This window comes from Nocardioides koreensis, from assembly GCF_039531775.1.
GTDB lineage: Bacteria > Actinomycetota > Actinomycetes > Propionibacteriales > Nocardioidaceae > Nocardioides > Nocardioides koreensis.
Map to the genome: position 1 here is coordinate 160,564 of NZ_BAAAQR010000011.1, position 25,405 is coordinate 185,968.

At 72.4% G+C, this 25,405-nt stretch carries 21 protein-coding genes and 1 tRNA gene; 12 read left to right on the forward strand and 10 right to left on the reverse strand.

From position 1 onward, the window contains the following. Positions 1-18 precede the first annotated feature (18 nt). The 5 genes from ABD268_RS17175 (at position 19) to ABD268_RS17195 (ending at position 2,877) form a co-directional block, all read left to right on the forward strand. Entirely contained in the window at positions 19-960 is a 942-nt protein-coding gene (locus ABD268_RS17175) for a universal stress protein (RefSeq protein ID WP_344155001.1), read from the forward strand. Between the two features lie 127 nt (positions 961-1,087). Continuing rightward, the gene (locus ABD268_RS17180; RefSeq protein ID WP_344155004.1) at positions 1,088-1,300 is read left to right on the forward strand and encodes a hypothetical protein; all 213 of its coding nucleotides are present in this window, start codon (positions 1,088-1,090) and stop codon (positions 1,298-1,300) included. An 81-nt stretch (positions 1,301-1,381) separates the two neighbouring features. Continuing rightward, on the forward strand, positions 1,382-1,726 hold the full coding sequence (locus ABD268_RS17185) for a hypothetical protein (protein ID WP_344155007.1): 345 nt from the start codon (positions 1,382-1,384) through the stop codon (positions 1,724-1,726). A gap of 105 nt (positions 1,727-1,831) precedes the next feature. After that, positions 1,832-2,530: a type 1 glutamine amidotransferase domain-containing protein gene (locus tag ABD268_RS17190; protein ID WP_344155010.1), complete on the forward strand. Its 699-nt coding sequence runs from the start codon at positions 1,832-1,834 to the stop codon at positions 2,528-2,530. Positions 2,531-2,610: 80 nt separating this feature from the next. Further along, the gene (locus tag ABD268_RS17195; protein WP_344155013.1) at positions 2,611-2,877 is read left to right on the forward strand and encodes a lipopolysaccharide assembly protein LapA domain-containing protein; all 267 of its coding nucleotides are present in this window, start codon (positions 2,611-2,613) and stop codon (positions 2,875-2,877) included. 12 nt (positions 2,878-2,889) lie between these two features. On the opposite strand, the gene ABD268_RS17200 is transcribed toward ABD268_RS17195, so the two are convergent. Further along, positions 2,890-5,370: a SpoIIE family protein phosphatase gene (locus ABD268_RS17200; protein WP_344155016.1), complete on the reverse strand. Its 2,481-nt coding sequence runs from the start codon at positions 5,368-5,370 to the stop codon at positions 2,890-2,892. A 40-nt stretch (positions 5,371-5,410) separates the two neighbouring features. On the opposite strand from ABD268_RS17200, the gene ABD268_RS17205 reads away from it, so the two are divergent. Genes ABD268_RS17205 through ABD268_RS17220 form a run of 4 tightly spaced genes read left to right on the forward strand, consistent with a single transcriptional unit; the run spans position 5,411 to position 14,187 of the window. After that, complete coding sequence (locus ABD268_RS17205; RefSeq protein ID WP_344155019.1) at positions 5,411-11,179, forward strand: HAMP domain-containing protein; 5,769 nt, start codon at positions 5,411-5,413, stop codon at positions 11,177-11,179. Further along, on the forward strand, positions 11,167-11,787 hold the full coding sequence (locus ABD268_RS17210) for a response regulator (protein ID WP_344155022.1): 621 nt from the start codon (positions 11,167-11,169) through the stop codon (positions 11,785-11,787). The genes ABD268_RS17205 and ABD268_RS17210 overlap by 13 nt, the downstream gene beginning before the upstream one ends. A gap of 7 nt (positions 11,788-11,794) precedes the next feature. Then, positions 11,795-12,355 carry a GNAT family N-acetyltransferase gene (locus ABD268_RS17215; protein ID WP_344155025.1) on the forward strand — a complete coding sequence of 187 codons (561 nt, stop codon included), beginning with the start codon at positions 11,795-11,797 and terminating at the stop codon, positions 12,353-12,355. Positions 12,356-12,387: 32 nt separating this feature from the next. Next, on the forward strand, positions 12,388-14,187 hold the full coding sequence (locus ABD268_RS17220; protein ID WP_344155028.1) for an AMP-dependent synthetase/ligase: 1,800 nt from the start codon (positions 12,388-12,390) through the stop codon (positions 14,185-14,187). 19 nt (positions 14,188-14,206) lie between these two features. On the opposite strand, the gene ABD268_RS17225 is transcribed toward ABD268_RS17220, so the two are convergent. Further along, positions 14,207-15,118: a YihY/virulence factor BrkB family protein gene (locus ABD268_RS17225; protein ID WP_344155031.1), complete on the reverse strand. Its 912-nt coding sequence runs from the start codon at positions 15,116-15,118 to the stop codon at positions 14,207-14,209. Between the two features lie 143 nt (positions 15,119-15,261). Here ABD268_RS17225 and ABD268_RS17230 point away from each other — a divergent pair, with 143 nt between their 5' ends. Then, entirely contained in the window at positions 15,262-15,801 is a 540-nt protein-coding gene (locus ABD268_RS17230) for a potassium channel family protein (protein ID WP_344155034.1), read from the forward strand. Then, entirely contained in the window at positions 15,798-17,153 is a 1,356-nt protein-coding gene (locus tag ABD268_RS17235; protein WP_344155037.1) for a chloride channel protein, read from the forward strand. The genes ABD268_RS17230 and ABD268_RS17235 overlap by 4 nt, the downstream gene beginning before the upstream one ends. Here ABD268_RS17235 and ABD268_RS17240 read toward each other — a convergent pair. The 7 genes from ABD268_RS17240 to ABD268_RS17270 form a co-directional block, all read right to left on the reverse strand. Then, on the reverse strand, positions 17,126-17,524 hold the full coding sequence (locus ABD268_RS17240) for a hypothetical protein (protein ID WP_344155040.1): 399 nt from the start codon (positions 17,522-17,524) through the stop codon (positions 17,126-17,128). The genes ABD268_RS17235 and ABD268_RS17240 overlap by 28 nt on opposite strands. Before the next feature lie 54 nt (positions 17,525-17,578). Continuing rightward, entirely contained in the window at positions 17,579-20,365 is a 2,787-nt protein-coding gene (locus tag ABD268_RS17245; RefSeq protein ID WP_344155043.1) for an ATP-binding protein, read from the reverse strand. A 102-nt stretch (positions 20,366-20,467) separates the two neighbouring features. Beyond that, positions 20,468-21,106 (reverse strand): GNAT family N-acetyltransferase, encoded by a 639-nt coding sequence (locus ABD268_RS17250; RefSeq protein WP_344155046.1) that lies wholly within the window; start codon positions 21,104-21,106, stop codon positions 20,468-20,470. A gap of 10 nt (positions 21,107-21,116) precedes the next feature. Then, the gene (locus tag ABD268_RS17255; RefSeq protein WP_344155049.1) at positions 21,117-21,449 is read right to left on the reverse strand and encodes an AzlD domain-containing protein; all 333 of its coding nucleotides are present in this window, start codon (positions 21,447-21,449) and stop codon (positions 21,117-21,119) included. Then, on the reverse strand, positions 21,446-22,204 hold the full coding sequence (locus ABD268_RS17260; RefSeq protein WP_344155051.1) for an AzlC family ABC transporter permease: 759 nt from the start codon (positions 22,202-22,204) through the stop codon (positions 21,446-21,448). The genes ABD268_RS17255 and ABD268_RS17260 overlap by 4 nt, the downstream gene beginning before the upstream one ends. 74 nt (positions 22,205-22,278) lie before the next feature. Then, positions 22,279-22,758 (reverse strand): hypothetical protein, encoded by a 480-nt coding sequence (locus tag ABD268_RS17265; RefSeq protein ID WP_344155054.1) that lies wholly within the window; start codon positions 22,756-22,758, stop codon positions 22,279-22,281. A 155-nt stretch (positions 22,759-22,913) separates the two neighbouring features. Next, positions 22,914-22,999, reverse strand: a tRNA-Leu gene (locus tag ABD268_RS17270). 80 nt (positions 23,000-23,079) lie between these two features. Here ABD268_RS17270 and ABD268_RS17275 point away from each other — a divergent pair. Next, positions 23,080-24,426: a M20/M25/M40 family metallo-hydrolase gene (locus tag ABD268_RS17275; protein WP_344155057.1), complete on the forward strand. Its 1,347-nt coding sequence runs from the start codon at positions 23,080-23,082 to the stop codon at positions 24,424-24,426. Positions 24,427-24,515: 89 nt separating this feature from the next. Here the strand turns inward: ABD268_RS17275 and ABD268_RS17280 are convergent. Continuing rightward, positions 24,516-25,405 (reverse strand): HNH endonuclease signature motif containing protein (locus tag ABD268_RS17280; protein ID WP_344155060.1); only part of this gene is annotated, 890 nt, incomplete at its 5' end.

Consider the following 25,405-nt stretch of genomic DNA (forward strand, 5'->3'; position numbering starts at 1 on the left):
GATCGGGAAAGGTGCTCCATGGGTGTTCAGCTGAAGGCCCCCGTCGTGGTGGGGGTGGACGGGACCCAGCAGGGTCTCCACGCGGTGCAGTTCGCCGTCGCGGAGGCCCAGCGCGTCGGCTGCGGGGTGCGCCTCGTGCACGCGCTTCCCGACCTGTCGGCAACGTCCCCGATCGTCCCGATGGCCGGCTACGAGACCTTCGACCAGGTCGCCCAGAAGATCATGCGCGAGGCGGAGCAGGCGGCGCGCACCGCCTGGGACGGGATGGTCCCGCTGGAGAAGGTGATCCGCACCGGAGGTCGGGTGCACGTCCTGGTGCAGGAGAGCGAGGGTGCCCGCATGGTGGTGCTCGGCCACCGCGACCGGCAGCTGCTCGGCCGGGTCTTCACCGCCTCCACCAGCACCGGTGTCGCGAGCCGGGCCCGGTGCCCGGTCGTGTGCATCCCGACCGTGTGGCTCGCCGCCGCCGACCACCGCCACGTCGTGGTGGGTGTCGAGGACCCCGACCACGCCTACGAGGTCCTGTCGCACGCGTTCGTCGCGGCCAGCACCCGCAAGGCACGGCTGCGGGTGCTGCACACCTGGAAGCTGCAGCGGCCGTACGACGACGTCGTGGTCGGTCAGCGCGAGGCGGACCGCTGGACCGCCTCGCTCACCGAGCGGCTGCGGTCCGCGCTGCGGGAGCTCAGGTCGGCGTACCCCGAGGTGGTGGTGGACATCGACGTCCGTCACCAGGACCCCGCGGCCGCCCTGCTGGGCGCGACCGAGGGCGCGGACCTCCTCGTCATCGGCCGGCGGGGCCATGGCGCCCCGATCGGGCTGCCCATGGGCTCCACCGCGCGGGCGATGATCCGCGAGTCGAGGTGCCCGGTCGAGATCACCCCGTTGCACCCGGCCTCCCTGGACACCTCGACCGCTGACCTCGCCCTGGTGGCCGACGAGCTGTCTCCCCAAACCTGACCAGGCGGACCCCGCCAGAAGGGGTCGCCCTTCGGGACCAAGGTCCCTGTCGAGGTCGTCGTACCCAGAGTTGAGTAGTGCGGGCGTGCCCGACCGGGACGCAACACCACCACCCTCTGGAGGAGTCATGGGGCCCCGTCTCGTCCGCATCGCGGCCGCCGCCGCCGAACGCCTCGCCGACCAGGGAGTCGCCCGCGAGAACGCCCGCGCGGCTGCCACCACCCTGGCCCAGGGACGGGTGGACCGCCTCGAGGTGGAGCACTTCCTCGAGAACCACGCCCGGACGTACCGCCACCGCCCGGCCACCGGCGGGCACGTGCGCACGGGTGCGGCTCGCTGACGACAGCACACCCCGAGGGGCCCACCCGCGGGGTCCGTTGGGCCCTGTGGCGCGCCGGGGCCGGATGGAACGGTGGGCCGCATGACCACTGAAGAGCGCATCGCACGACTCGAGGGCCAGATCGAGGAGCTCCGCACCCGGCAGGGCGAGCTCCACCAGCAGCTCGCCCAGGCGCAGCTGGACCAGTGGCAGGGTCGCGTGGAGGACCTCGAGGTCCAGATGCACCTCGCCGCCATGGAGGCCAACGACAGGGCCGCGGCCCTGATGCAGCAGGTGCGCAGCAGGTGGGCGGACGTGCGCCGGCAGGTCGAGGGGGCGACCTCGACCGCGACCAGCGTCGGCGGCTCCCTGCGCGAGGGCCTCGAGAAGGCCGTCCGGGACCTGCGGCAGGCCCTGCTCGAGAGCAGGAACAAGCTCGCCTCCTGAGGCGCGCCGGTGTCGGCATCGCCACATCGGCGCCGGCCCGGGAATGTTTCGTGCCGCCGGCTGGCTCACCCCGCTGACAGCTCAACGACCCCTGGAGGTTCAACCGTGAGCAAGATCCTGTTCGTCGTGACCGGAGCGCAGCACTGGACCCTGGCCGACGGGACCCGGCACCCGACCGGCTTCTGGGCCGAGGAGCTCGTGGCGCCGTACCGGGCGTTCACCGGCGCCGGCCACGACGTCGTCGTCGCGACCCCCGGTGGGGTGGTCCCGGTGGTGGACGAGGGGAGCCTGGCCGCGGACGCCAACGGCGGTCAGGAGAACGCCGACGCGATCAGGGCCGAGCTGGGGCGGATCGACCAGCTCGAGGCGCCCCTGAAGCTGGAGGACGTCGACCTCGACGAGTACGCCGCCGTCTTCTACCCCGGTGGGCACGGCCCGATGGAGGACCTGGCCGTCGACGCCACCTCGGCGAGCCTGCTCGCCCGGGCACTGGACTCGGGCAAGCCGCTCGGGGTCGTGTGCCATGCCCCGGCCGCGCTCCTCGCGACCCAGGACGAGAAGGGCGCCTCGCCGTTCGCGGGCTACCGGCTCACCGGGTTCACCAACGCGGAGGAGAAGCAGGCGGGCCTCGCCGACAACGCGAAGTGGCTGCTGGAGGACCGGCTCGTCGCCCTCGGGGTCGACTTCCGGGCCGGTGACCCGTGGGCCGAGCACGTCGTGGTGGACCGCAACCTCTACACCGGGCAGAACCCCGCCTCGTCGGCGCCGCTGGCGCAGGAGATCCTCGCGGCGCTCGACGCCTGAGCACCCTCCCGCCGCCGCGGTCACCTCATCCGTCCGGGGTGAGCCCCTCCACGGCGTCCATGAGGCACCGTGGCGGTGTGATGAGCGAACCGACGGGTGCGGAGGCCACGGGCCGCCGGCTCGGGGCCGGGGCGGTCGCGTCCCTGTCCGGAGTCGGCGTCCTCGTGGTCTTCATCGTCCAGAACACCCAAGACGTCAGGTTCCACTTCCTGTTCCTCTCGTTCACCTGGCCGATGTGGCTCTACACCGTCGTGGTGGCGGTCTTCGGGGCGCTGGTCTGGTTCGGACTCGGCGTGCTGCGGCGCCACCGGCGGCGCAAGGAACGCCGCGAGGAACGACGGGGCTGAACCGCGGACGGCTCAGGCGGGAGCGGGGGCAGGGGGTCCGGCCTGGACCCGGAGCGCCAGGATGGCCATGTCGTCGTGCTGGGGCGCCTCGCTGAAGTCCGCGACCAGCCGGCGGATCCGGTCGGCGACCGCCTGGGCGGGCAGGTGGGACGTCCGCGACAGCTCCTCGGCGAAGCCCTCCTCCCCGAGCATCCGCGAACCTGCCCGTCGCTCGAGCACCCCGTCGGTGACGGCGACCAGGAGGTCGCCACGGTCGAGCACATGGCTGTCGGCGAAGTACGGGGTGCGGTCGACCACCCCCAGCAACGTCTGCGGCGTCCCGATCTCGCGGACGCCACCCCGATCGTCGACCAGGTACGGCGGCGGGTGCCCGGCGTTGACGATCTCGAGCCTGACCCGGCCGGAGTCGAGGCGCAACGTCCCGCACACCAGGGTCAGGAACCGGGCGCGGGGACCCTCGTCCAGGATCGCGGTGTTCAGGCGCTCGACGGTCGCGGTCAGGGGGAGCCCGGTGCGCATCAGCGCCTCGATCGTGTGCCTGGCCAGACCCGTCACCGCCGCGGCCTCGGCCCCGGTGCCACAGACGTCCCCCACCGCGAAGCACCACGTCCCGTTGCCGAGCGGGAACAGGTCGTAGAAGTCCCCACCGGCCGCGGTGTCCTCGCCGGCGGCCTCGTAGACGACGCCGACGTCGAGGCCGGGAACCGTCGGCACGAACGCGGGCAGCAGGCTGTTCTGCAGCGCCCGGCCGGTCGCCTGGAGGGCCCCGTGGGCCCGGGCGTTGTCGATCGCCAGTGCGGCCCTCCGCGCGATCGACTCCGCGACGAGGAAGAACTCGCTGCGCAGCACCTCTCCGGGCGGCCTCCCGATGGTCAGGTAGCCGGTCCGTCTGCCCCGCGCCACCAGCGGGATGCTCGTCGCGGAGTAGCCGGGGATCCGGACCGAACCCTTCACCAGGTCGTCGGCCTCGACGGTCTCGAGTGCCGCCCGCAGCTGCTCGTTGCGCTGCTCGTCCTCGTGCCAGACCTGTTGGAGCACGACCTCGTCGCGCTCGTCGGCAAGGTGGATGGCGCACCACTGGGCGATGCGCGGGACCACGATCTGACCGGTGATCGCCATCGTCATGTCCTGGTCCAGGGAGCCGGCGAGCAGGTCGCCGGCGTCGGCGATGTAGCTCAGCCAGCCGCGCCGCTCCCGCTCCGAGGCCTGGAGCCGGGCCCGGTCGGCGGTCAGTGCGATGGTGTCCGCGAACTGCTGCAGCACGGCGGCCTCGTCGTCGCTGAAGCCGTGCGTCACCACCGAGGCCGCGCCCACGGCGCCCACGAGGCTTCCCTCCATCACGAGCGGTACGACGACCAGTGACCGCAGCTCCGTGCCGGCGAGCAGGGGGACCGTGAACTCACCGAGGTCGGGCACCACGACCGGGAGCGCGGTGTTGTGCAGGTCGGGCGTGCCGGGGGTGTCGGGCGCGAGCCGGGTGCCCAGCAGGGTCTCGGACAGACCGCTGACCGCCACGACCTCGAAGTCGTCGTCGAAGTCGTGGGAGAGGAGCACGTAGGTGGCGTCGGCCGTGACCGGGTCGCGGATCCGCTCGGCGGCCAGCATGAGGTACTCCTCGACGCTGAGCCGCACCAGCGCGTCCTCGCGCAGGCCCAGGGCCGCGGCCGAGGAGTGGACCACCCGGGGCGAGGGAGCCGGGTGCTCGAGGAGCGCCCGCTGCTCCTCCGCGACGACGAGCGCGACGGACCCCGGGCCGCCGGCCGCCGGGGTGTGTGAGGCGAACACCATCTCAGACGACCCGTCGCTGCAGGCCACCGAGTAGGTGCCCTGCCACGAGGCCGCTCCCGGAGCGGTCAGGTCGTCGGGAAGGCGGCCGCCCGCTGCCCGGTCCACAAGGTCGGCGTACGGACGTCCCGCCACCTCCTCGGCCGTCCATCCGAACAGGTCGACCGCGTCGTCGTTCCATCCCGTCACGACCCCGCCGTCGGAGAGCTCGACGACGCCTACGCGGGTGCGGAGCACGGAGTGGGCGACCTGTTCGACAGGCGCCGCGTCGGGGGCGGTGCCGTCGCGCTCGCACATCACCCAGACCCGCTTGGCCGTCTTGGTGTACTCGACGCCCCACGCCGTCGAGAGGGACGTCGTGATCACCAGCCCGCGTCCGTGCTCGGAGGTCTCCTCCGGCGGGGCCGTCATCACCGGGAGCTTGCGAGCGGGGTGCTGGTCCTCGACCTCGATGCGCAGGTGCGGACCGCGCAGGGCGAGCGAGACGAGCGTGGGGGTACCGGTATGGACCACCGCGTTGGTCACCAGCTCGCTGACGATCAACGACGCGCTGTCGACGAGCTCGTCCGCACCCCACGCCTCGAGGGTCCGCCGGGTGAACCGTCGGGCCTCGGCCACAGATCTCGCGTCTGCGGCAAAGGAAAGCTGGGTGCGCACGGGAAATGAGTTCACAGCGGTCTCACGGACTCGTTGGCGGAGTCTCCTCATGGTGACAGACTCAGGTGGACGGGGCGACGAGGAGATTCAGATGCCCAGTTCGACGAAGAAGCCGCAGCGGCGCGAGTCCGGCGCGCGGCCCGCGGCCGGCGGCGAGCTCGACGCCGCGCAGCTGCGGCGTCTCCTCGCCGGCCTGAACGCGATGCGGGACGGCAACTTCCGCAAGCGGCTCCCCGTGTCGGGAGAGGGGCTGGTGGCAGACCTCGCCATCGCCTACAACGAGATCGCTGACCGCCAGCAGCACATCCTCTCCGAGCTGACCCGGGTGCAGAGGGTCGCCGGCCGGGAGGGCCGGCACAGCGAGCGCCTCCAGCCAGGGTTGGGGGAGGGCGGCTGGGCGAAGTGCGTCGAGGCCGCCAACAGCCTGATCACCGACCTCGTCCGCCCGACCGGTGAGTTCGCCCGCGTGGTCGCGGCGATGTCCGACGGCGACCTCACCCAGCGGATGGACCTGCGCCTCGACGGTCAGTCGCTGCGAGGAGAGCCGCTCCGGGTCGCCCGCAGCGTGAACGGGCTCGTGGACCAGCTCTCGTCGATCGCCGACGAGATCACCAGGGTGACCCGGGAGGTCGGCACCGAGGGCATGCTCGGTGGACAGGCGCGGGTGCGCGACGCCGACGGCAGCTGGCGAGACCTCATCGACGCGGTGAACACGATGTCGTCGCGGCTGACCGCCCAGGTGCGCGACATCGCGCTCGTGACGACCGCCGTCGCCGACGGCGACCTCTCCCACACCGTGACCGTCGAGGTGTCGGGGGAGATGGCCCAGCTCAAGGACACCGTGGACCGGATGGTCGACCAGCTGTCGTCCTTCGCCTCCGAGGTGACCCGGGTCGCCCGCGAGGTGGGCACCGAGGGGAGGCTGGGAGGCCAGGCCGACGTCCGGGGGGTGTCCGGCACCTGGAAGGACCTCACCGACTCGGTCAACCTGATGGCCTCCAACCTGACCAGCCAGGTCCGCGGCATCTCGTCGGTCGCGCAGGCCGTGGCCCGTGGCGACCTGAGCCAGCAGATCACCGTGGGTGCCCGCGGCGAGGTCGCCGAGCTGGCGGAGACCCTGAACTCCATGACCGCGACGCTGCAGACCTTCGCGGACGAGGTGACCCGGGTCGCCCGCGAGGTGGGCACCGAGGGGATCCTCGGTGGTCAGGCCGACGTCCCGGGCGTGGCCGGCCGGTGGAAGGACCTCACCGAGTCGGTGAACTACATGGCCGACAACCTGACCGCCCAGGTGCGCGACATCGCCCAGGTGACCACCGCGGTGGCCCGCGGCGACCTCAGCCAGAAGATCACGGTCGACGTGAAGGGTGAGCTCGCCCAGCTCAAGAGCACCGTGAACACGATGGTCGACCAGCTGTCGTCCTTCGCCGACCAGGTGACCCGGGTGGCCCGCGAGGTCGGAAGCGAAGGGATCCTCGGCGGTCAGGCCGACGTGCCGGGCGTGGCCGGCACCTGGAAGGACCTCACCGACTCGGTGAACTCGATGGCCTCGAACCTGACCAACCAGGTGCGCAACATCGCCCAGGTGACCACCGCGGTGGCCCGCGGCGACCTCAGCCAGAAGATCACCGTGGACGTGCGGGGCGAGCTGGCTGAGCTGAAGAACACCGTGAACACGATGGTCGACCAGCTGTCGTCCTTCGCCGACGAGGTCACCCGCGTCGCGCGGGAGGTCGGCGGCGAGGGGCGGCTCGGCGGGCAGGCCGCCGTCCCCGGCGTGTCCGGGACCTGGCGGGACCTCACCGACTCGGTGAACTTCATGGCGGGCACCCTCACCGCGCAGGTGCGCAACATCGCGGAGGTGACCACCGCGGTCGCGCGCGGCGACCTGACCCGGACGATCACCGTCGAGGCGCGCGGGGAGATCCTCGAGCTGAAGAGCACCGTTAACACGATGGTCGACCAGCTGTCGTCCTTCGCCGACGAGGTCACCCGGGTGGCGCGCGAGGTCGGCACCGAGGGGCGGCTCGGCGGGCAGGCCGACGTGCACGACGTCTCCGGGACCTGGAAGGACCTCACCGAGAACGTCAACATGATGGCCGCGAACCTCACCTCCCAGGTGCGCAACATCGCGGAGGTGACCACGGCCGTCGCGCAGGGCGACCTGACCAGCAAGATCACCGTCGACGCCCGCGGCGAGATCCTCGAGCTGAAGAGCACCGTGAACACGATGGTCGACCAGCTGTCGTCCTTCGCCGACGAGGTCACCCGGGTGGCGCGCGAGGTCGGCACCGAGGGGATGCTCGGCGGGCAGGCCAGGGTCCCCGGCGTGGCCGGCACCTGGCGGGACCTGACCGACTCGGTGAACTCGATGGCCTCGAACCTGACCAACCAGGTGCGCAACATCGCCACCGTGTCGACGGCCGTGGCGCGCGGCGACCTCAGCCAGAAGATCTCGATCGAGGCCCGCGGCGAGGTCGCCGCGCTGGCCAGCACCATCAACGCCATGGTGGACACGCTGCGAGCCTTCGCGGACGAGGTGACCCGCGTGGCGCGCGAGGTCGGCACCGAGGGCATCCTCGGCGGCCAGGCCCAGGTCCGCGGCGTCGCGGGCACCTGGAAGGACCTCACCGACTCGGTGAACTCGATGGCGGGCAACCTGACCAGCCAGGTGCGCAGCATCGCCCTGGTGACCACGGCGGTGGCGCACGGCGACCTGACCCAGAAGACGTACGTCGACGCCCGCGGCGAGATCCTCGAGCTCAAGACCACCGTCAACCGGATGGTCGACCAGCTGTCCTCGTTCGCCGACGAGGTCACCCGTGTCGCCCGCGAGGTCGGCACCGACGGCAAGCTCGGGGGGCAGGCCGAGGTCGCCGACGTCTCCGGCACCTGGCGCAAGCTGACCGAGAACGTCAACCAGCTCGCCGGCACCCTGACCACGCAGCTGCGGGCGATCGCCGAGGTGTCCACAGCCGTCACGCAGGGCGACCTCAGCCAGCAGATCAGCGTCGAGGCCCAGGGCGAGGTCGCCGAGCTCAAGGACAACCTCAACCAGATGATCGACAACCTGCGCGAGACGACGCGGGCGAACCAGGAGCAGGACTGGCTCAAGACCAACCTGGCCCGTTTTACCGGCCACATGCAGGGTGGCCGCGACCTGCTCGACGTCACCCAGCTCATCGTGAGCGAGCTGACACCGCTGGTCGGGGCGGCCTCGGGGACCTTCTTCCTCGGCGAGAACGGGCACGGCGGCGCCAAGACGCTGCGCCGGATCGCGTCGTACGGCTACCGGCCGCTGCCCGGCGTTCCGGACACCTTCGAGTTCGGGGTGGGGCTGGTCGGCCAGGCGGCGCGGGACCGCGAGCGGATCCTGGTCACCGACGTGCCCGCCGACTACCTGAGGATCTCCTCCGGTCTCGGCGAGGCGTCGCCCCTGACCATCGTGATCCTGCCGGTGGTGTTCGAGGAGCAGGTGCTCGGCGTGATGGAGCTGGCGTCGTTCCAGCCCTTCACCCTCGTCCACCTCCAGTTCCTGGAGCAGCTGATGGAGATCATCGGCGTCTCGCTGAACGCGATCATCGCCAGCTCGCGCACCCAGGCGCTGCTGGTCGAGTCCCAGCGCCTCGCCGCCGAGCTCCAGAACAAGTCGGGCGAGCTGCAGACGCAGCAGCGCGAGCTGCAGCAGAGCAACGCCGAGCTCGAGGAGAAGGCGAGCCTGCTGGCGCAGCAGAACCGCGCGATCGAGATCAAGAACCTCGAGATCGAGGACGCCCGGCGGGCCCTCGAGGACCGGGCCGAGCAGCTCGCGCTCTCCTCGCGCTACAAGTCGGAGTTCCTCGCGAACATGTCGCACGAGCTGCGCACACCGCTCAACTCGCTGCTCATCCTCGCCAAGCTGCTGGCCGACAACCCCGACCAGAACCTCAACCCGCGGCAGGTCGAGTTCGCGCAGACGATCCACAGCGCCGGCACCGACCTGCTGCAGCTGATCAACGACATCCTCGACCTGTCCAAGGTCGAGGCGGGCAAGATGGACGTGCATCCGGCCTCGGTCGCCGTGTCCGGGATCGTGGAGTACGTCGAGGCGACGTTCCGGCCGCTCACCGCGGAGAAGGACCTCAGGTTCTCGGTCTGGGTCTCCGAGGACGTGCCGCCGACCCTGGTCTCCGACCAGCACCGGCTGCAGCAGGTGCTGCGCAACCTCCTCTCGAACGCGGTCAAGTTCACCTCGTTCGGCGAGGTCAACCTCGTGATCCGGCGGAGCACGGAGAAGAGCTTCACGACCCCGGCCCTGACCGTCGCGGACGGGGTGCTGGCCTTCGAGGTCACCGACACCGGCATCGGCATCCCGCCCGAGCAGCTGCGGACCATCTTCGAGGCGTTCCAGCAGGCCGACGGCACCATCAGCCGCAAGTTCGGCGGCACCGGCCTGGGGCTGTCGATCAGTCGCGAGATCGCGCGGCTCATCGGCGGCGAGATCCACGTGGAGAGCGAGCCCGACCGCGGCAGCAAGTTCACGCTCTACGTGCCGACCCAGTTCCTCGGCGGCCGGGCCGGGGGAGTGCCCGTGCTGCCGGCCGGCCAGGCCGCGCTGTCGCTCCAGGAGGCGACCCTCGGCTCGGAGCGCGTGCGGGAGCACGTGGAGGACGACGAGGACGCCATCGTCTCCGGGGACCGGGTCCTGCTCGTCGCGCTGTCCGAGCCCGAGCTGTGCCGGGCCGCCGTCGAGGTGGGCCGGGACCACGGCTTCAAGGTGGTCGCCACGGCGTACGCCGACCGCGCGTTGGCGCTCGCCGAGCAGCGGCAACCGGCCGGGATGGTCATCGGCATGGACATGGCCGCGCACGACGGCAGCTCCCTGCCCCACCTGCTCAAGCGGATCGACCGGACCCGTGACGTGCCGATGGTGGCGGCCCACACGGCCGCGGCCGCCGAGAGCGCGCACCAGGGCTGGCGGGCCGGGGCGTTGGACGTGATCGAGGTGCCGTTCACCCGGGCGAAGGTGGATTCCGCCCTGGAGCGCCTGGAGACGTTCATCGGCCGGCCGAAGCGTCGGCTGCTGGTGGTCACCGACGACGCCGGCAGTCCGAGCGCGGCCGTCGCGGAACGGTTCGAGCTGCTGGACGAGGTCGAGGTCGACATCGTCGGGAGCCCCGAGGACGCGAGCGCCGCGCTGGGCCAGGGTCCGGTCGACTGCGTGCTCGTGGACCTCGCGCTCCCGGACGCCGGCGGCCTCGAGGTCCTCAAGCGGATCCGCGCGCGCAAGCAGCTGCGGCACACGCCCGTCGTCGTGAGCCGCGTCGGCGACCTGGGGACGCGCGAGGCGGCCCGGCTCGCGAAGTACGACGAGACGCTCACGCTCACCCGGACGGAGACCCTGGAGGAGCTGGTCGAGCGCACGGCGCTGTTCCTCCACCGGTCCGACGTGGCGGCGCCGACCCACCGGCTGGAGTCGGGCGATGGTGAGTCCGAGCGGGAGCAGGCCCTGGCGGGTCGGCGGATCCTCATCGTCGACGACGACGTGCGGAACGTCTTCGCGTTGACGAGTGCGCTCGAGCAGCACGGCATCGACGTGCTCTACGCCGGCAACGGCGAGGAGGGGCTGGGCACCCTGCGCAGCGAGGCCGACATCGACCTCGTGCTGATGGACGTGATGATGCCGGGGATGGACGGCTACACCGCGATGCGCGAGATCCGGAAGATGCCCAAGTTCCAGGACCTGCCGGTGATCGCGCTGACGGCCAAGGCGATGCCCGGGGACCGTGACAACAGCCTGACGGCGGGCGCCTCGGACTACGTGACCAAGCCGGTGGACGTCGAGCAGCTGCTCTCCGTGATCCGGTCGTGGCTGTCGTGACGGACCGTCCGAAGATCCTCCTGGTGGACGACCGCCCGGAGAACCTGCTGGCGCTCGAGGCGATCCTCGGCTCCCTGGACGTGGACCTGGTGCGCGCGAACTCCGGGGAGGAGGCGTTGCGCGCCCTGCTCCGGGCCGAGTTCGCACTGATCCTGCTCGACGCCCAGATGCCGGGGATGGACGGTTTCGAGACGGCTGCCCGGATCAAGCGACGGACCCGGACCAAGGACGTCCCCATCATCTTCCTCACCGCGGTCGACAAGGACATGAGCAGCTCCTACCGCGGCTACGTGGCCGGCGGGGCCGACTACATCTCGAAGCCGTTCGACCCGTGGATCCTGCGCGCCAAGGTCCAGGTGTTCGTGGACCTGTGGGAGGCGGGACGACTCCAGGCGGCGCAGGCCGCCCTGCTGCGCGACCGCGAGGGCGCCGGCGGCGACCTGCAGAGGGCCTTCTGGGAGCGGTTCAGCGGGCTCGAGGAGGCCGTGCACGACCTCGGGGCACAGCTGGGGGATGCCGGGCCGGGAGCCCGGGCGGCGCTCGACCGCGTGCAGCAACGCCTCGAGGAGCTGCGCGGCACCCTCGACGGGCGGGTCTCGTCGTCGTAGGGGGCCGGTGTCCGTGATCGCGGAGGCCAGGCTCAGGGACGGCACGCGAGCGCTCATCTGGCCGTTGCTCCCGAGCGATCGCGAGGCGGTCCGCGAACGATACGAGACCCTCTCGGCCGAGACCCGCGAACACCGGTTCCTCGCCAGCGTGCCGCACCTGACCGACGCGATGCTGGACCACCTGGTCGACGAGGTGGACGGCATCGACCACGTGGCCCTCGCGCTGGTCGTGCTCGACGACGACAACGTGGGTGGGCCTGTCGGGGTGGCGAGGATGATCCGCTACCGGGACCAGCCCGAGGCGGCGGACGTCGCCGTGACCGTCGACGACGCCTGGCAGGACCGGGGCGTCGCGACCGCGCTCCTCGCCGAGCTCCTGCGAGCCCGCCGGGCGGGCGTGGTGCAGGTCCTCACCACGGTGGCCGCTGACAACGAGGCCTCGCTGGCGATGCTGCGCCGTCTGGGCAGGAACACCGTCACACCAGCGGGGAACAACCGCCTGGACGTCGTGGTGGACCTGCCCGACGTGCCCCCGGGACCAGACCGGTCCGAGGACGTAGGCCCCTAGCCCTGACCAGGGGGCTCTTCGACGCTGGCTGCATGGCAGCCTCGGTCGCACGGATGCTCTACGACCGCGTTGCCGCGACCCCGGGCTCCGAGGCGTACCGGTTCCCCACCCCGGGCGGCTGGGAGTCGGTGACCTGGGCACAGGTCGGCGAGACGGTCCGGACGCTTGCCGCGGGCCTGCTCGCGCTGGGGATCCAGCACGAGGACCGGGTGGCGATCGCGAGCGGGACGCGGATCGAGTGGTTGTACGCCGACCTCGCGATCACCAGTGCCGGGGCGGCGACGACGACCGTCTACCCGACGACCGGCGGCGAGGACGTCGGTCACATCCTGCGCGACAGCGGTTCGCGGATCGCCTTCGCCGAGGACGACGCCCAGGTCACCAAGCTGCGCGCCCAGCGCGAGCACCTGCCGGACCTGGTGCGGGTCGTCACCTTCGACGGCCACGCCGACGGTGAGTGGGTGCTGGGCCTCGATGACCTGCAGGCCCTGGGTGCTCGACACCTGGCCGACCATCCGACCGCGGTTGACGACGCGGTGGCCGCGATCGGGCCCGAGGACCTCGCGACCCTCATCTACACGTCCGGCACGACCGGCCGCCCGAAGGGCGTCGAGCTGCCACACCGCTGCTGGACCTACATCGGATCGGGGGCGGACGAGCTGCACATCATGTCGAGAGACGACCTGCAGTACCTCTGGCTCCCGATGTCCCACTCCTTCGGAAAGATGCTGCAGGCGGTCCAGCTGCAGATCGGCTTCCCGACGGCCGTCGACGGCCGCATCGACAAGATCGTGGAGAACCTGGCCGAGGTGCGGCCCACATTCATGGCCGGACCACCGCGGATCTTCGAGAAGGTGCACGCCAAGATCGTGCAGACGGTCGAGGAGGAGGGCGGGGTCAAGGGGGCTCTCTTCACCTGGGCCTTCGGGGTGGGGAACAAGGTCGCACAGGCACGGTTCGAGGGCCGCCGACCGGGCCGGGCGGTGCTCGCCCAGCACGTGGTGGCCGACAAGCTCGTCATGTCGAAGATCCGGGCCCGCCTCGGCGGCCGGATCCGGTACCTGATCTCGGGCAGCGCGGCGCTCTCCCCAGACGTGGCGGCCTGGTTCTACGCCGCCGGGATCCCTGTCCTCGAGGGGTACGGACTGACCGAGAGCAGCGCCGGCGCCTGCATCGTCCGGCCCGACGACCCGGTGTCCGGCGGCGTGGGGCCGCCGATCAGCGGCACGGAGGTGAGGACCGCCTCCGACGGCGAGATCTTCCTGCGGGGCCCGAGCGTGATGCGCGGCTACCACCACCTGCCCGAGGAGACGGCGGAGGTGCTGACCGCCGACGGATGGCTGGCCACCGGCGACGTCGGTGAGCTGGACGAGCGGGGGAGGTTGCGGATCACGGACCGCAAGAAGGACCTGATCAAGACGTCCGGGGGCAAGTACATCGCCCCCCAGTCCATCGAGGTGTCGTTCAAGGCGGTGTGCCCGCTGGCCAGCCAGATCGTCGTGCACGGGGACGGCCGGAACTACGCGACAGCACTGATCACCCTGGACCCCGAGGCGCTGGCACAGTGGGCGACCGCCAGGGGCCTCGCGGCTGGCGACTACCGCACGCTGACCGCGGACCCGGCCGTGCACGACTACGTCCAGGACTGCCTCGAGGCGGTCAACGACCGTCTCAACCGCTGGGAGACGATCAAGGACTTCCGGGTCCTCGACCACGACCTGTCGGTCGAGGCCGGCGAGCTCACCCCGAGCATGAAGGTCAAGCGCAAGGTCGTCGAGACGACGTACCGACCACTCCTCGACTCGATGTACGAGGGAGCGGTGAGCGCCTGAGGGCCGTCACGGCATCGGGTCACGGCGCGCCAGCACGGGGAGCGCTGGTCGGTGCCCGGTAGGCGACCCAGGCCCGGTTCACGGTCGTCGCTCCGATCAGGATCCGGGCCAGCAGGTAGGTCCACAGCAGCAGCGTCGCCGCCGATCCGAGGTCGCCGTACAGCTGGGAGGCACTGCTGAGCCGGTGCACGAGGTAGAACGCCGAGAAGGCGTGCATCACCTCGAAGCCGACGCCGATCAGCAGGGAACCGGGGACGAGGTCCTGGAGCGAGACGCCCGGGGGACGTGGGAGCAGGGACAGGACGACCCAGCCGAGGAACGAGTAGACGACGACCAGCAGCAGCGTGGCGACCAGCCCGACCGCATGGTCGATGCTGCGCAGCCAGTTCGCCACCAGCACCAGGCCGAGGGCCGAGACGAGCAGCCCCACCACCAGGGCTGCCGCGCGGGGGAGACGCCGCAGCTTCTGGATGGGCATCTGCCAGGCCAGCGTGGTCGCCACCCACATCGTGCGGGCCAACGTGACCGAGGCGACGAACAGCGCGAAGAGGCCGGTCACCACCAGCACCCAGCGGGCCTCGTGCGCCTGCGCGGTCGCCGAGGAGATCGTGGAGGCGGCGAAGCCGCTCATGCCGCTGTCGGTCGCGAGCTCCCGGGCCTCGTCGGGCCGGATGAAGCCGAGGCACCCGACCACGACGAGACAGGCGGGGAGCAGCCAGAGGAAGAGGCGGAACGCGAGCGCTCCCGCGAGCAACGGGCCGCCGGCGACCCGGTCGTGGTCGACCGCCGTCAGCACGAAGCGCACGGCGGGGTAGCGCCGCTGCGCCTGCTCGACCCGGTCCAGCGTGCCGTCGCGGCGCTCCCGTGCCCAGCGGCCCAGCCGCTCCAGCCGGGCACGCCGGGAGGAGGAAGGGTCGCCGTCGCCCTGCATCGGCCCAGCCTGTCCGCATGCCGCCCCGGCCACCTCACCCTCGAGGGGTGACGACGTGGTCCAACGGATCGGGAAACAGTGGGGGTCGGCCCACGCTCCCAGCGCGAGGTGACATGCGAACCGACGCCGAACCCGACTCGGACGTGGCTTCGCCACGCGTCCGGCGGCGTCGACCGCTGGCGATGGTGGGGGGCTCGCTGCTCGTCTCGACAGCCCTCGTCTACGCGTACTTCGTGCTGCCGCTGACGTCGGACGTCGCCGCCGACACCTTCGTCCAGCTCGTCGTCGGCCTCGTGGTCCTCGCCGCCCTGCTGGCCTGGCAGATCCGCGAGATCCTCCGCTCGCCGTACCCCGCCGCGCAGGCGATCAGCGCGTTGGTGATGTCCGTGCCGCTGTTCCTGACCCTGTTCTCGGTCACCTACTACCTGATGGGGGAGTCGGCGCCGAGCGCCTTCTCGGAGCCGATGACCCGGCTGGACTCGATGTACTTCACCGTCACCGTGTTCGCCACCGTCGGCTTCGGCGACATCACGGCGGTCTCGCAGACCGCTCGAGCGGTCACCACCGTGCAGATGATGGGCGGCCTCGTGCTCGTCGGGCTGATCGCGCGCGTGATCTTCGGCGCCGTCCAGGAGGGCCGGAGCCGCCGCGACGAGCGGCACCGGCCGGGAGCGGATCGATGACATCCTCGACGTCGCAGGCAACGCCGCAGTCGCCTCCGGACCCGCTCTCGCTGCTCAGGTCGCGTGGCTACGTCACGATCCTGGTGGTCGCCGCCCTGCTCGGCGCCCCGGTCGCGCTCGTGTCGTACTGGTTCCTGCAGCTCGCCACGCACCTGCAGCAGTGGATGTACGACGACCTGCCCGAGGCCGCGGGCCTGGGCTCACCGGCCTGGTGGCCGGTCCCCGTCCTCGTGACCGGTGGTGTGCTCGTCGCACTCACCGTCCGGTACCTCCCCGGCCACGGCGGCGAGACACCGGCTGACGGCTTCCGGGCCGGCCGCGGGGTGCCGACGCCGGTGGAGCTCGTCGGCATCGCGCTGGCAGCCCTGGCCACGCTCGGGTTCGGGGCGGTCCTCGGGCCGGAGGCGCCCCTGATCGCGATCGGCGGGGGGCTCGCCGCCGGCGCGGTGCGGCTGCTCAGGCGCGATGCGCCGTCCCAGGCCGTGGCGCTGATCGGCGCCGCCGGGAGCTTCGCCGCGATCAGCACCCTGCTCGGGTCGCCGCTGCCCGCCGCCTTCCTGCTCATGGAGATCGCCGGCATCGGTGGAGCCATGACGTCACTGATGCTGGCCCCCGGACTCCTGGCGGCCGGGATCGGGTCGCTGGTCTTCATCGGCCTCGACTCGCTCACCGGGCTCGGCACCACCTCGCTGGCCGTCTCGGGCCTGCCGTCGGTCGGCAGCCCCACGCTCGCCGAGTTCGGCTGGGCGTTCGTCATCGGCGCAGCGGCGGCGCTGCTCGGGAGCGGGATCCGCAGGATCGGCCTGGCCCTGAAACCCGTGGTGGAGCGGAGGCTGTTGCTGGCCACCCCGGCGGTGGGCCTGCTGGTCGCCGTGCTCGCCGTCGGCTACGGCGAGGTCACCGACAAGAGCTCCTCGGACGTGCTCTTCTCGGGTCAGGAGGCGCTCGGGCCGCTGGTGGCACACAGCGCGGAGTACTCCCTGGGGACGCTGCTGCTGCTCGTGGCGTGCAAGGGGCTGGCGTACGGCCTGTGCCTGAGCAGCTTCCGGGGCGGGCCGATCTTCCCGGCGATGTTCATCGGTGCCGCCGGCGGAGTCGCGATGGGACACCTGCCCGGGCTGGCGACGGTGTCCGGAGCCGCGATGGGGATCGGGGCGATGTGCGTCGCCATGCTGGGCTATCCGCTGGTCTCGGTCCTGCTGGCCACGCTCCTGCTGATGTCTGACGGGCTCGAGGTGATGCCCCTGGTGATCGTGGCCGTGGTCGTCTCCTACGTCGGCCGCGCGTGGCTCGATCCCGCCGCGCCGCAGGAGCCACGCGAGCCTCAGGACCCTCCGCCCCGCGGGACCTGACCCTCGGGGAGGTGGACGGTGCGGTGGCCGGCCTGCACCTGTCCGAGCAGCTCCCTGCGGGAGAGCGTCCACGACCCGCAGTCGCACCATCCGGGGAGGCCGTCCTCCGCCATGGGACCCGGCTCCAGCAGGTCGACGTAGGTGTGCCCGCGGTGGGCGGCGTGGTGGGCGGTGTCCACGAAGTCCCGGGACCCGTGTGCGTGCGGCCCGGTGAGGGATCGGTAGACCAGCCCGGCGGAGGTGTCGTAGACGGCAGCGACGTGGTGGCTGTGGCGACACTGCACGCTCGTGCGCTGGTGCTCGGGCTGGTCCTTGCCCAGCTCGTCGAGGGCCGCACGGGCGGTGCTCACGGTGTCTGCGTTCTCGTTCACACCGCCACGCTGTCCCGCACCGGCGGGAGCGGCCTAGAGACCTTCGGCCCTGCCTCAGACACCGTGCGCCGCGAGGATCGCGCGGACATCGCTCTGTGCGCCGCGGGCGGTCGCGGCGGCGAACGCCTCCGGGTCCAGCCGGGGCCGCACCATCTGGTCTCGAACCAGCGAGAGGTGGAAGAAGCCTGCCGTGTCGTCCAGCAGCGTGCCGGCCGCCGCCCCGACCAGCTCTGCGGCCTCCTCCCAGTCGTCGCGACAGGCGGCCGCGCACGCGAGCGCGAGGACGCAGTCGGCGTCGGCCACCCGGCCCTCCGCCTCCGCGCGTGCACGGGAACGCCGCAGCTGGTCGACGTAGTCCTCGCCCTCCACGACGAGGGCGAGGGCGCCCCAGTACATCGTCAGCCAGTTCTCTCGCAGTCCGGTCGCGGCGAGGTCGCGCAGCTGCGCATCCATCAGCCGGCGCAGCCGGGGAGCGTCACGATCCACGAGGGCGAGCAGGCTGGCGGCCCAGTGGCAGAGATAACGGTCGTAGTCGCGCGCGCCCACGGTCTCCACGACGTCCCGGGCCTCGGCGACCAGCTCCTCGCACGGCCCTTGCATGCGGAGCGTGACCAGGCGGTAGCCGCGAGCGAGCCGGGCGAGGCCGGGCTCGCCGATGTCGCGGGCCCGGCGGCCGGCCGCCTCGAGCCTCCGGGTCGCGCGGGCGGGGTCGTCCAGGTGCACGAGCGCCTCGTAGATGAGGACGACGACCGAGGCGCCCGGGTCGTCGAGCCGGTCGGCCAGCCGCGCCGCCCTGGTGGCCGCCCCGCGCATCGTCCGGGGATCGCCCGCCCCCAGCGCGACGTCGGCCGACAACAGCAGCGCCCACAACCGGTCCGTGTCGTCGAGGTTGCTCGCGAGGAGGGCGCCGACCCATCGGCGGCCCTCGGCGTAGGAGACCGCGTTGCGCCAGAGCATGCTGATCCCGAGCGCGACGTCGACGGCGCCGCTGAGGTCGCCGCGGGCCAGGCAGGCCTCGAACGCGAGGCGGACGTTGTCGAGGTCGTCCCGGCTGCGCGCGGCCAGGGAGGTGGAGAGCCAGGCCCCCGTGCGCGACGTCGCCGACGCTCGGTCCACGACATGCCGGCGAAGCAGCTCGACGACCTCGGCGTGCCGACCGGACTCGGCGAGCTGCTGGGCGGCGAACAGCCGGATCGTCTCGAGCAGCCGGTAGCGCCCGCTCGCCCGGTCGTGCACGGCGAGGCTCTTCGCGACCAGGTCGCCCACGACGTTCGTCACGGCGGCGGGGTCGGGTTCGCCGCTGACGGCGACCACGGCGTCGAGGTCGAAGGTCGAGGGGAAGACGCCCAGTCGGTCGAAGACGTCCCGGGTCCGGTCGGAGAGCAACCGGTAGCTCCAGTCGATCGTGGCCGAGAGCGCCGAGTGTCGTGCGCCGCCCCGGGGCCGAGCGCCGGCCAGCAGGGTCAGCCGATCGTCCAGCCGGCGGACCAGCTCGTCGAGGCTCAGGTGCCGCATCTGCGCCGCCGCCAGCTCGATGGCCAGCGGCAGGCCGTCCAGCCGCGCGCAGAGCAGCGCGACCCTCGGGTCGTGGACCTCCGCGACGTCCGCCCCCGCCGCGGCCGCAGCCCGGTCGACGAAGAGCTCCGCGGCGCCGGAGCCCAGCGACCCGAGGGCGTGCACCGCCTCCCCGTCGACGCGGAGCGGTTCCCGGCTGGTGACCAGCACGCGCGCTTCCTCGCCGGCGTCGAGGATCGCGTCGACGAGGGCCGAGCTCTCGTCCAGCAGGTGCTCGCAGTTGTCGAGGACGAGCAGCACCGGCCTCGGTCCCAGTGTCGCTGCGAGCGCGGGGGCCCGGACCGCTGCCTCGCCCTGCACGCCCACCGCTTCGGCGACGGCCCTCGTGACCTCGTCCGCCTCACGGGCCGGCGCGAGCTCGGCGAAGACGACGTCGGCCTCAGCGCCGTCCTCGGACTGCACGCCTCTCGCGTGGGCGAGGGCCAGCGTGGACTTGCCGGCACCGCCCGGCCCGGTGATCGTCACCACCCGGTGCCGCTTCAGCAGGTCGGCCACCTCGTCGAGGTCCCCGCCCCGGCCGATCAGGCGGTTCCGCGCCGCGGGAAGGACCACACGCGCCGGCAGCGATGTCGCGGTCGGGGACGTCCCGGCCGGCATCGCCTCGGCCTCCGCGCGGAGCTGTCGCGCGGCCTCGGACGGCTCGACACCGAGCTCGCGCCCGAGGACCTGTGCCATCCGGTCGAGGGCCTCGATGGCGTCGTGCCGTCGACCCTGCCGCAGCAGGTCCCGGACCAGCTGGACCTGGGCGTCCTCGTCCAGCGGGTCGTCGGCCACGAGCGCGTCGTACCGCCCTGCCGCACGCAGCACCTCCCGGTGGTGCAACCGGAGCCGGCCGCGAGGCTCCTCCGTCCACGGCTCGTAGAGGTCGTCGGGGAGCAGGTTCCCGCCGTACAGCGCGACCGCAGCGGCGGCGTCCTCGCCGTCGCGCGTGGCGCCCGCAGCCCGCTCGAAGACCGTGACGTCGACCTCGACGTCGACGTCCGGGAAGAGGGCAACGGTTCCCTGTGACACCACCACGCTGCGGGTCTCGCCGAGGGCGGCGCGTGCGTAGTGGGCGGCGGTGTGCAGCCGCGTCGCACCGGTGTCGGGCGGCACGTCGGGCCACAGGGCGTCGATCACCTGCTCGCGGTGGAGTCGGCACGAGGGCTGCAGCGCCAGCAGCTTGACCAGGCGGCTGGCGGACTGGCGGCGCCAGCTCCGGGCAGGCACGGGCCGGCCGTCGACGACGACCTCGAACCTGCCGAGCAGCCGAACCTGGACCCGCATCACCCTCACCCGGCCATCGGCGTGGGCGGACCCCGCGCCGGCCACTCCCATCCGATCACCCGGGACGGGGCCGGCCAAGGACCAGAGGACCCGCAGGTCCGCCTACGCCTCGACAGCCTCGCACGGGCCATCCTGGCCGTCGGCGGCCGCGACCCTGCAGGCCAGCGCCACCACGGCATGCCGGTGCACGCGCGGCGGATCGAGCAGCCGCAGTGGCCCGTCGCCCTCCAGCAGGCCGTCGGCCAGGGTCAGGTGGACGCCCAGCCGGGCGACCAGTCGCCGCGAGGGCTGGTTCTCCGGCAGCACCGACGCGCGGACCCGGCGTACTCCGCGGGCCGCGGCGACGGTCGTCACCGCGTCCAGGAGGATCGTGCCGATCCCGGCGCCGCGAGAGGCATCGGTGACCTCGAAGGCGACCTCGGCGACCCCGGCGTCGTCCAGCAGGTAGCGGCCCACCCCGACAGGGCGCCCCCCGAGGACGGCCACCCAGGCCACGTGGTGGTCACCGTCGACGTCCGCCAGCGCGGCCACCAGCCCCGCCGGTAGGCGGGTCATGGGCGTGAAGTAGCGCTGGGCCCTCGAGTCGACGGACATGCCGTCGAAGACAGCCTGCAGCGGCTCGGTCTCGCCCCCGCGGAGCGGCCGGAGTGCGACGGTGCCGCCCCCGGGGAGCCGGACGGGGACGTGCTGGCTCCTCGACCGTGCCGAGGGGCGGCGGGGCAGGTGCCACGCGATGGTCATGGCAGTTCCTTCAGGTCCGGGCGGCGAGGACCGCCGCGAGGGTGAGGTAAGACGCGAGGCCCGCTGCCACCGCGAGCAGCAGCGACCGACCGCGGTAGGCGAGCCAGAGCCCGAGGCCGACGGCGAGGGCGGCGAGGACCGGCGCGGTCACGGAGGCGCCGGCGAGAGAGCTGTCCCGGTGCTGGACGACCGTGCGGACGGTCGTGGCGGCGAGCACCGCCATCCCCGCACGACCCGCGTGGACGGTGACCCGGTCCGGGATCCGGGCGGCGCCGAGGAGTGGGAGGACGCGGAGGAGCAGGCTCCCGCCGCCCACGAGCACCACGGCCAGCGCGACCGTCACGACGCCACCGCCTCGGGCGGGCCGCCGCGGGTCGCCAGGTCAGCGAGCAGGCCTGCGGCGGTGCCGGCTGCAGCGGCGGCGACGAGCGCCACCCCGGCCGACACGGGCGCCGTGACGACCGCGGACAGGCCTGCCGCGGCCGAGGCCACCAGCACCGGGCGGTGCCGCAGCTGGGTGGCGACCGTGCAGCCCAGCACGAGCGCCGGCACCAGCGCGGCCGCAGGGTTGCCGCTCAGGAAGTCCCCGCTCAGTGCGCCCACGGTGACCATGGCCGGCCAGGCGAGGAACAGGGTGATCCCGGCACCGAGGTAGAAGCCACGCCGGCCGGACTCCCGTGCCCGGGTGAGCACCCACGGCGCATCGGTGAGGAGGATCCCGGCGAGCAGTCGCCGCGACAGCGTGGCCGCCGCCCAGTCCGGGGCCATCGCCGTGGAGTACGCCGACAGCCTGGTCTGCACGAGGAGGCCGGCCACGGCTGCCGCGGCCCATCCCGACCCCTGTGCCAGCACGTCGAGCGTGACGAGGTGGGCGGCGCCGCCGTAGATCGTCCACGTCGAGAGCCAGGCCGCGAGCGGGTTGTCGCTGGCGGCCACCGCCGCCCCCACCATGAGCGCGAACGGTGCGTAGGCCACGAGCAGCGGCAGCATCGCGCGTGCCCCCGCGGCGCAGTCCCCGTCCAGCCGGGCGGCCGGTCGGGCCCGGACCTCCCGCTCCTCGATCAGGTTGTCGTACATCCCGGCCTCCAGGTCGTTCAAGTGATGACCTAGAGGCTGCGACGGAGGGCTTCCCGCGACCTTCCCCCGAGAGGAAGGCGGGCCCTCGTCGTGGGTCAGGCGGCGACGGTCTCGCGCACCCGGTCGATCATCGCCTGCTCGCGCTCACTGACCCGGACCGCGTGGAAGCCGACGAAGCCGCCCTCCTTCGCCGCGTCAGCGGCCGCCTGAGCGGCCGCCACGAGCCACTGGCCGAACGCCGCTGACTCGTCCGGCGTCGCCTTGGCCGCGACCATGTCGTGCACGGCGCGCAGCTCGCCGATGACCTGGTCCCCGGTCGGCTGGTCCTTGGTCGGCTTGTAGCCCTTGAGCGGGTTCTGCTTGTGCTGGACCATCTCCTGCACGTCGAGCGCGACCTCCGACAGCAGCTGCTCACGGCTGGGTGGGTTGGTCGCGCTCCGCATCGTGGCCATGGTCTCCTTCGCGGCCTCGATCGGGCCGCCGGGGTCGGCCAGCGTGATCGCCAGCCCGGCCATCATCGGGGCGCGGACGATCCGGGCCCAGTCGTCGGTGTCGAAGTCGCTCTTGGTGGTCACGGTGCAGTCCTTCCGTGGTGTTCTCCGGACGGCTCCACCGTGCCCTGCGTGCCGGAGACGGGACCTCACCCCCGACGGGTGAGACGCGGGCCGTTGTGGGGCCGTCCCAGACGCACGAAGGGCTCCCACCGATCGGTGGGAGCCCTTCGTCGTCGTGTCCGAGGGGGGACTTGAACCCCCACGCCCTAATACGGGCACTAGCACCTCAAGCTAGCGCGTCTGCCAATTCCGCCACCCGGACGAGTGCGGTGGAACAGTAGCAAAGGACGCCCGGAATCCTTCAATCGGGCACCCCCCTTCCGAGGGTGTCAGGATGGGGCCATGGCTGGCTACCCAGGGGACACCGGACAGGCGACGCACGACCCGGCTCACGACCCGGCCGGTGAGGTGGTCGAGCTCTGCCGCGAGCTGATCCGGATGGACACCTCCAACTACGGCGACGAGGACGGCCCGGGGGAGCGGAAGGCGGCCGAGTACGTCGCCACGCTGCTCGACGAGGTGGGCATCGAGTCCCGGCTCCACGAGTCCGAGCCGGGCCGCACCTCGGTGGTCGCCCACTGGGGTGGCGGCTCGCCCGGGGACGGCGGTGCACTCCTGCTGCACGGCCACCTCGACGTCGTACCCGCCGCTGCGGAGGACTGGCAGGTCGACCCGTTCTCGGGCGAGATCCGAGACGGCTACGTCTGGGGTCGCGGCGCCGTCGACATGAAGGACTTCGACGCGATGCTGCTCTCGGTCGTGCGGGCGCGCACCCGCGCGGGCCGGGTCCCGGAGCGGCCGGTCGTCCTCTGCTTCACCGCTGACGAGGAGGCGGGCGGCCACAAGGGTGCGCAGGTGCTCGTCGAGGACCACCGCGAGGAGCTCGAGGGGTGCACCGAGGCCGTCGGCGAGGTGGGCGGGTTCAGCACCACCGTGCGCGGCCGCCGCATGTACCTCGTCGAGGCGGCCGAGAAGGGCATGGCCTGGATGCGGCTGACCGCCCGCGGCCGGGCCGGTCACGGCTCGATGATCAACCGCGAGAACGCCGTGACCGAGCTGGCCGCCGCCGTCGCCCGGATCGGCGCGCACCAGTGGCCGGTCCGGCTGACACCGACGATGAGGACCCTGCTCGCCGCGGTCGGCGAGCTCGCGGGCACCGAGGCCACCCCGGAGAACGCCGAGAGCCTGGTGGAGGAGTTCGGCGGGGCGGCACGCATGCTGGGCGCGGTGCTGCGCAACACCACCAACCCGACCATGCTCGGCGCCGGCTACAAGGTGAACGTCATCCCCACCGAGGCCACCGCGCACGTCGACGGCCGGTTCCTCCCCGGCTTCGAGGACGAGTTCTTCGACACGCTCGCGGAGCTGTGCGGGGAGGGCGTCACCATCGACTACGTCTCCCGGCAGCAGCCCTGGGAGACGCCGTACGACGGGGACCTGGTCGACGCCATGGGCCGGTCGATCCTCGCCGAGGACCCGGACGCGATCGTCGCGCCGTACCTCATGAGCGGTGGGACGGACGCCAAGCACTTCAACAAGCTGGGGCTGCGCTCCTACGGGTTCGCGCCGCTGCGGCTGCCCGCCGACCTGGACTTCACCGCGCTCTTCCACGGCGTGGACGAGCGGGTCCCGGTCGACGCGCTGCAGTTCGGGGCACGGGTCTTCGACCGGTTCCTCGACGAGGTCTGACCAACACGTCGACTTGAGCCTTCAGGGCGTGCCGGCAGGCTCCATCGCCCGGGGTGCGGCTGGTGGAGCCTGCTGACGTCAGCTGGTGCTCAGCTGTTGTGGAGCTGGATGGTGCCGAGCGGGGTGACGAGGTAGCTGCGGCCGTGGGGGCCGTGCCATGCGTAGGTGCCGTCGTCGCGTCTTCGGTATCTCCAGCGGCCCGAGGTTTTGCAGCGGTGGTGTCGCCGGCACAGGCAGGCCAAGTTGTGGGGGTTGGTCTGCCCGGGCGGTCCGCCCTCGTCGAGGGGCACGTAGGGCTCGATGTGGTCGAGGTCGGTGTGGCGGGCGTCGACGGCGCACCAGGGGAAGATGCAGTGGCCGTCGCGGAGGATGACGATCTCGCGGATCTCCTCGGTCGGGTCGTGCCCGTCCACTTCGGGGCAGGCGTTCAGGTCGAGCACGGGCCGGATGACCACGTCCTCGGAACGTCCCAGCCAGTCGCGGATCCTGGTCAGGGTGGCCGGGCCGAGCTTCTCCACCCGACCGACCGGGGCATCCCCCTCGGGAGAGCCAGACAGGTGCAGCAGGTCGGCCAGGGAGGCGTGGACGTAGAAGACGGTCTGCCGCCGCCGCACCGGGACGGTCGCGACCGGCTCGACCACAGGAGACCGGTCGCCGTCGCGGTCGCCGTCGCGGTCGTCGTCGCGGTCGTCGCCGGTGAGGGCGGTGAGGTCGAGGGTGGCCTGCTGGGCGGCGATCACGCCGAGTGCTTTGGCCTTGCGGATCTCCAGGTCGTCGGTGTCGCCGAGGGCCTTGAGGGCGGCGGCCTGGTCGCAGACCAGGTCGTGGAACGCGGTCAGGTCGAGGGTGTCCCCGGCCACGTCGAGGTAGCTGGTGCCGTCGACGTCGCCGGGGGCGGGGTGGCGCAGGGTGACGTGCCACCCCTTCTTGCCGGTCTTCTCGCGCTGCTCGAGCAGCTCGGGATGGTACTTCGCGATCG

Coding starts and splice junctions, on each gene's coding strand:
- ABD268_RS17175 (WP_344155001.1), top strand. CDS start 19: ATGGGTGTTCAGCTGAAGGCCCCCGTCGTGGTGGGGGTGGACGGGACC.
- ABD268_RS17180 (WP_344155004.1), top strand. CDS start 1,088: ATGGGGCCCCGTCTCGTCCGCATCGCGGCCGCCGCCGCCGAACGCCTC.
- ABD268_RS17185 (WP_344155007.1), top strand. CDS start 1,382: ATGACCACTGAAGAGCGCATCGCACGACTCGAGGGCCAGATCGAGGAG.
- ABD268_RS17195 (WP_344155013.1), top strand. CDS start 2,611: ATGAGCGAACCGACGGGTGCGGAGGCCACGGGCCGCCGGCTCGGGGCC.
- ABD268_RS17200 (WP_344155016.1), bottom strand. CDS start 5,370: ATGAGGAGACTCCGCCAACGAGTCCGTGAGACCGCTGTGAACTCATTT.
- ABD268_RS17205 (WP_344155019.1), top strand. CDS start 5,411: ATGCCCAGTTCGACGAAGAAGCCGCAGCGGCGCGAGTCCGGCGCGCGG.
- ABD268_RS17220 (WP_344155028.1), top strand. CDS start 12,388: ATGGCAGCCTCGGTCGCACGGATGCTCTACGACCGCGTTGCCGCGACC.
- ABD268_RS17225 (WP_344155031.1), bottom strand. CDS start 15,118: ATGCAGGGCGACGGCGACCCTTCCTCCTCCCGGCGTGCCCGGCTGGAG.
- ABD268_RS17235 (WP_344155037.1), top strand. CDS start 15,798: ATGACATCCTCGACGTCGCAGGCAACGCCGCAGTCGCCTCCGGACCCG.
- ABD268_RS17245 (WP_344155043.1), bottom strand. CDS start 20,365: ATGCGGGTCCAGGTTCGGCTGCTCGGCAGGTTCGAGGTCGTCGTCGAC.
- ABD268_RS17250 (WP_344155046.1), bottom strand. CDS start 21,106: ATGACCATCGCGTGGCACCTGCCCCGCCGCCCCTCGGCACGGTCGAGG.
- ABD268_RS17275 (WP_344155057.1), top strand. CDS start 23,080: ATGGCTGGCTACCCAGGGGACACCGGACAGGCGACGCACGACCCGGCT.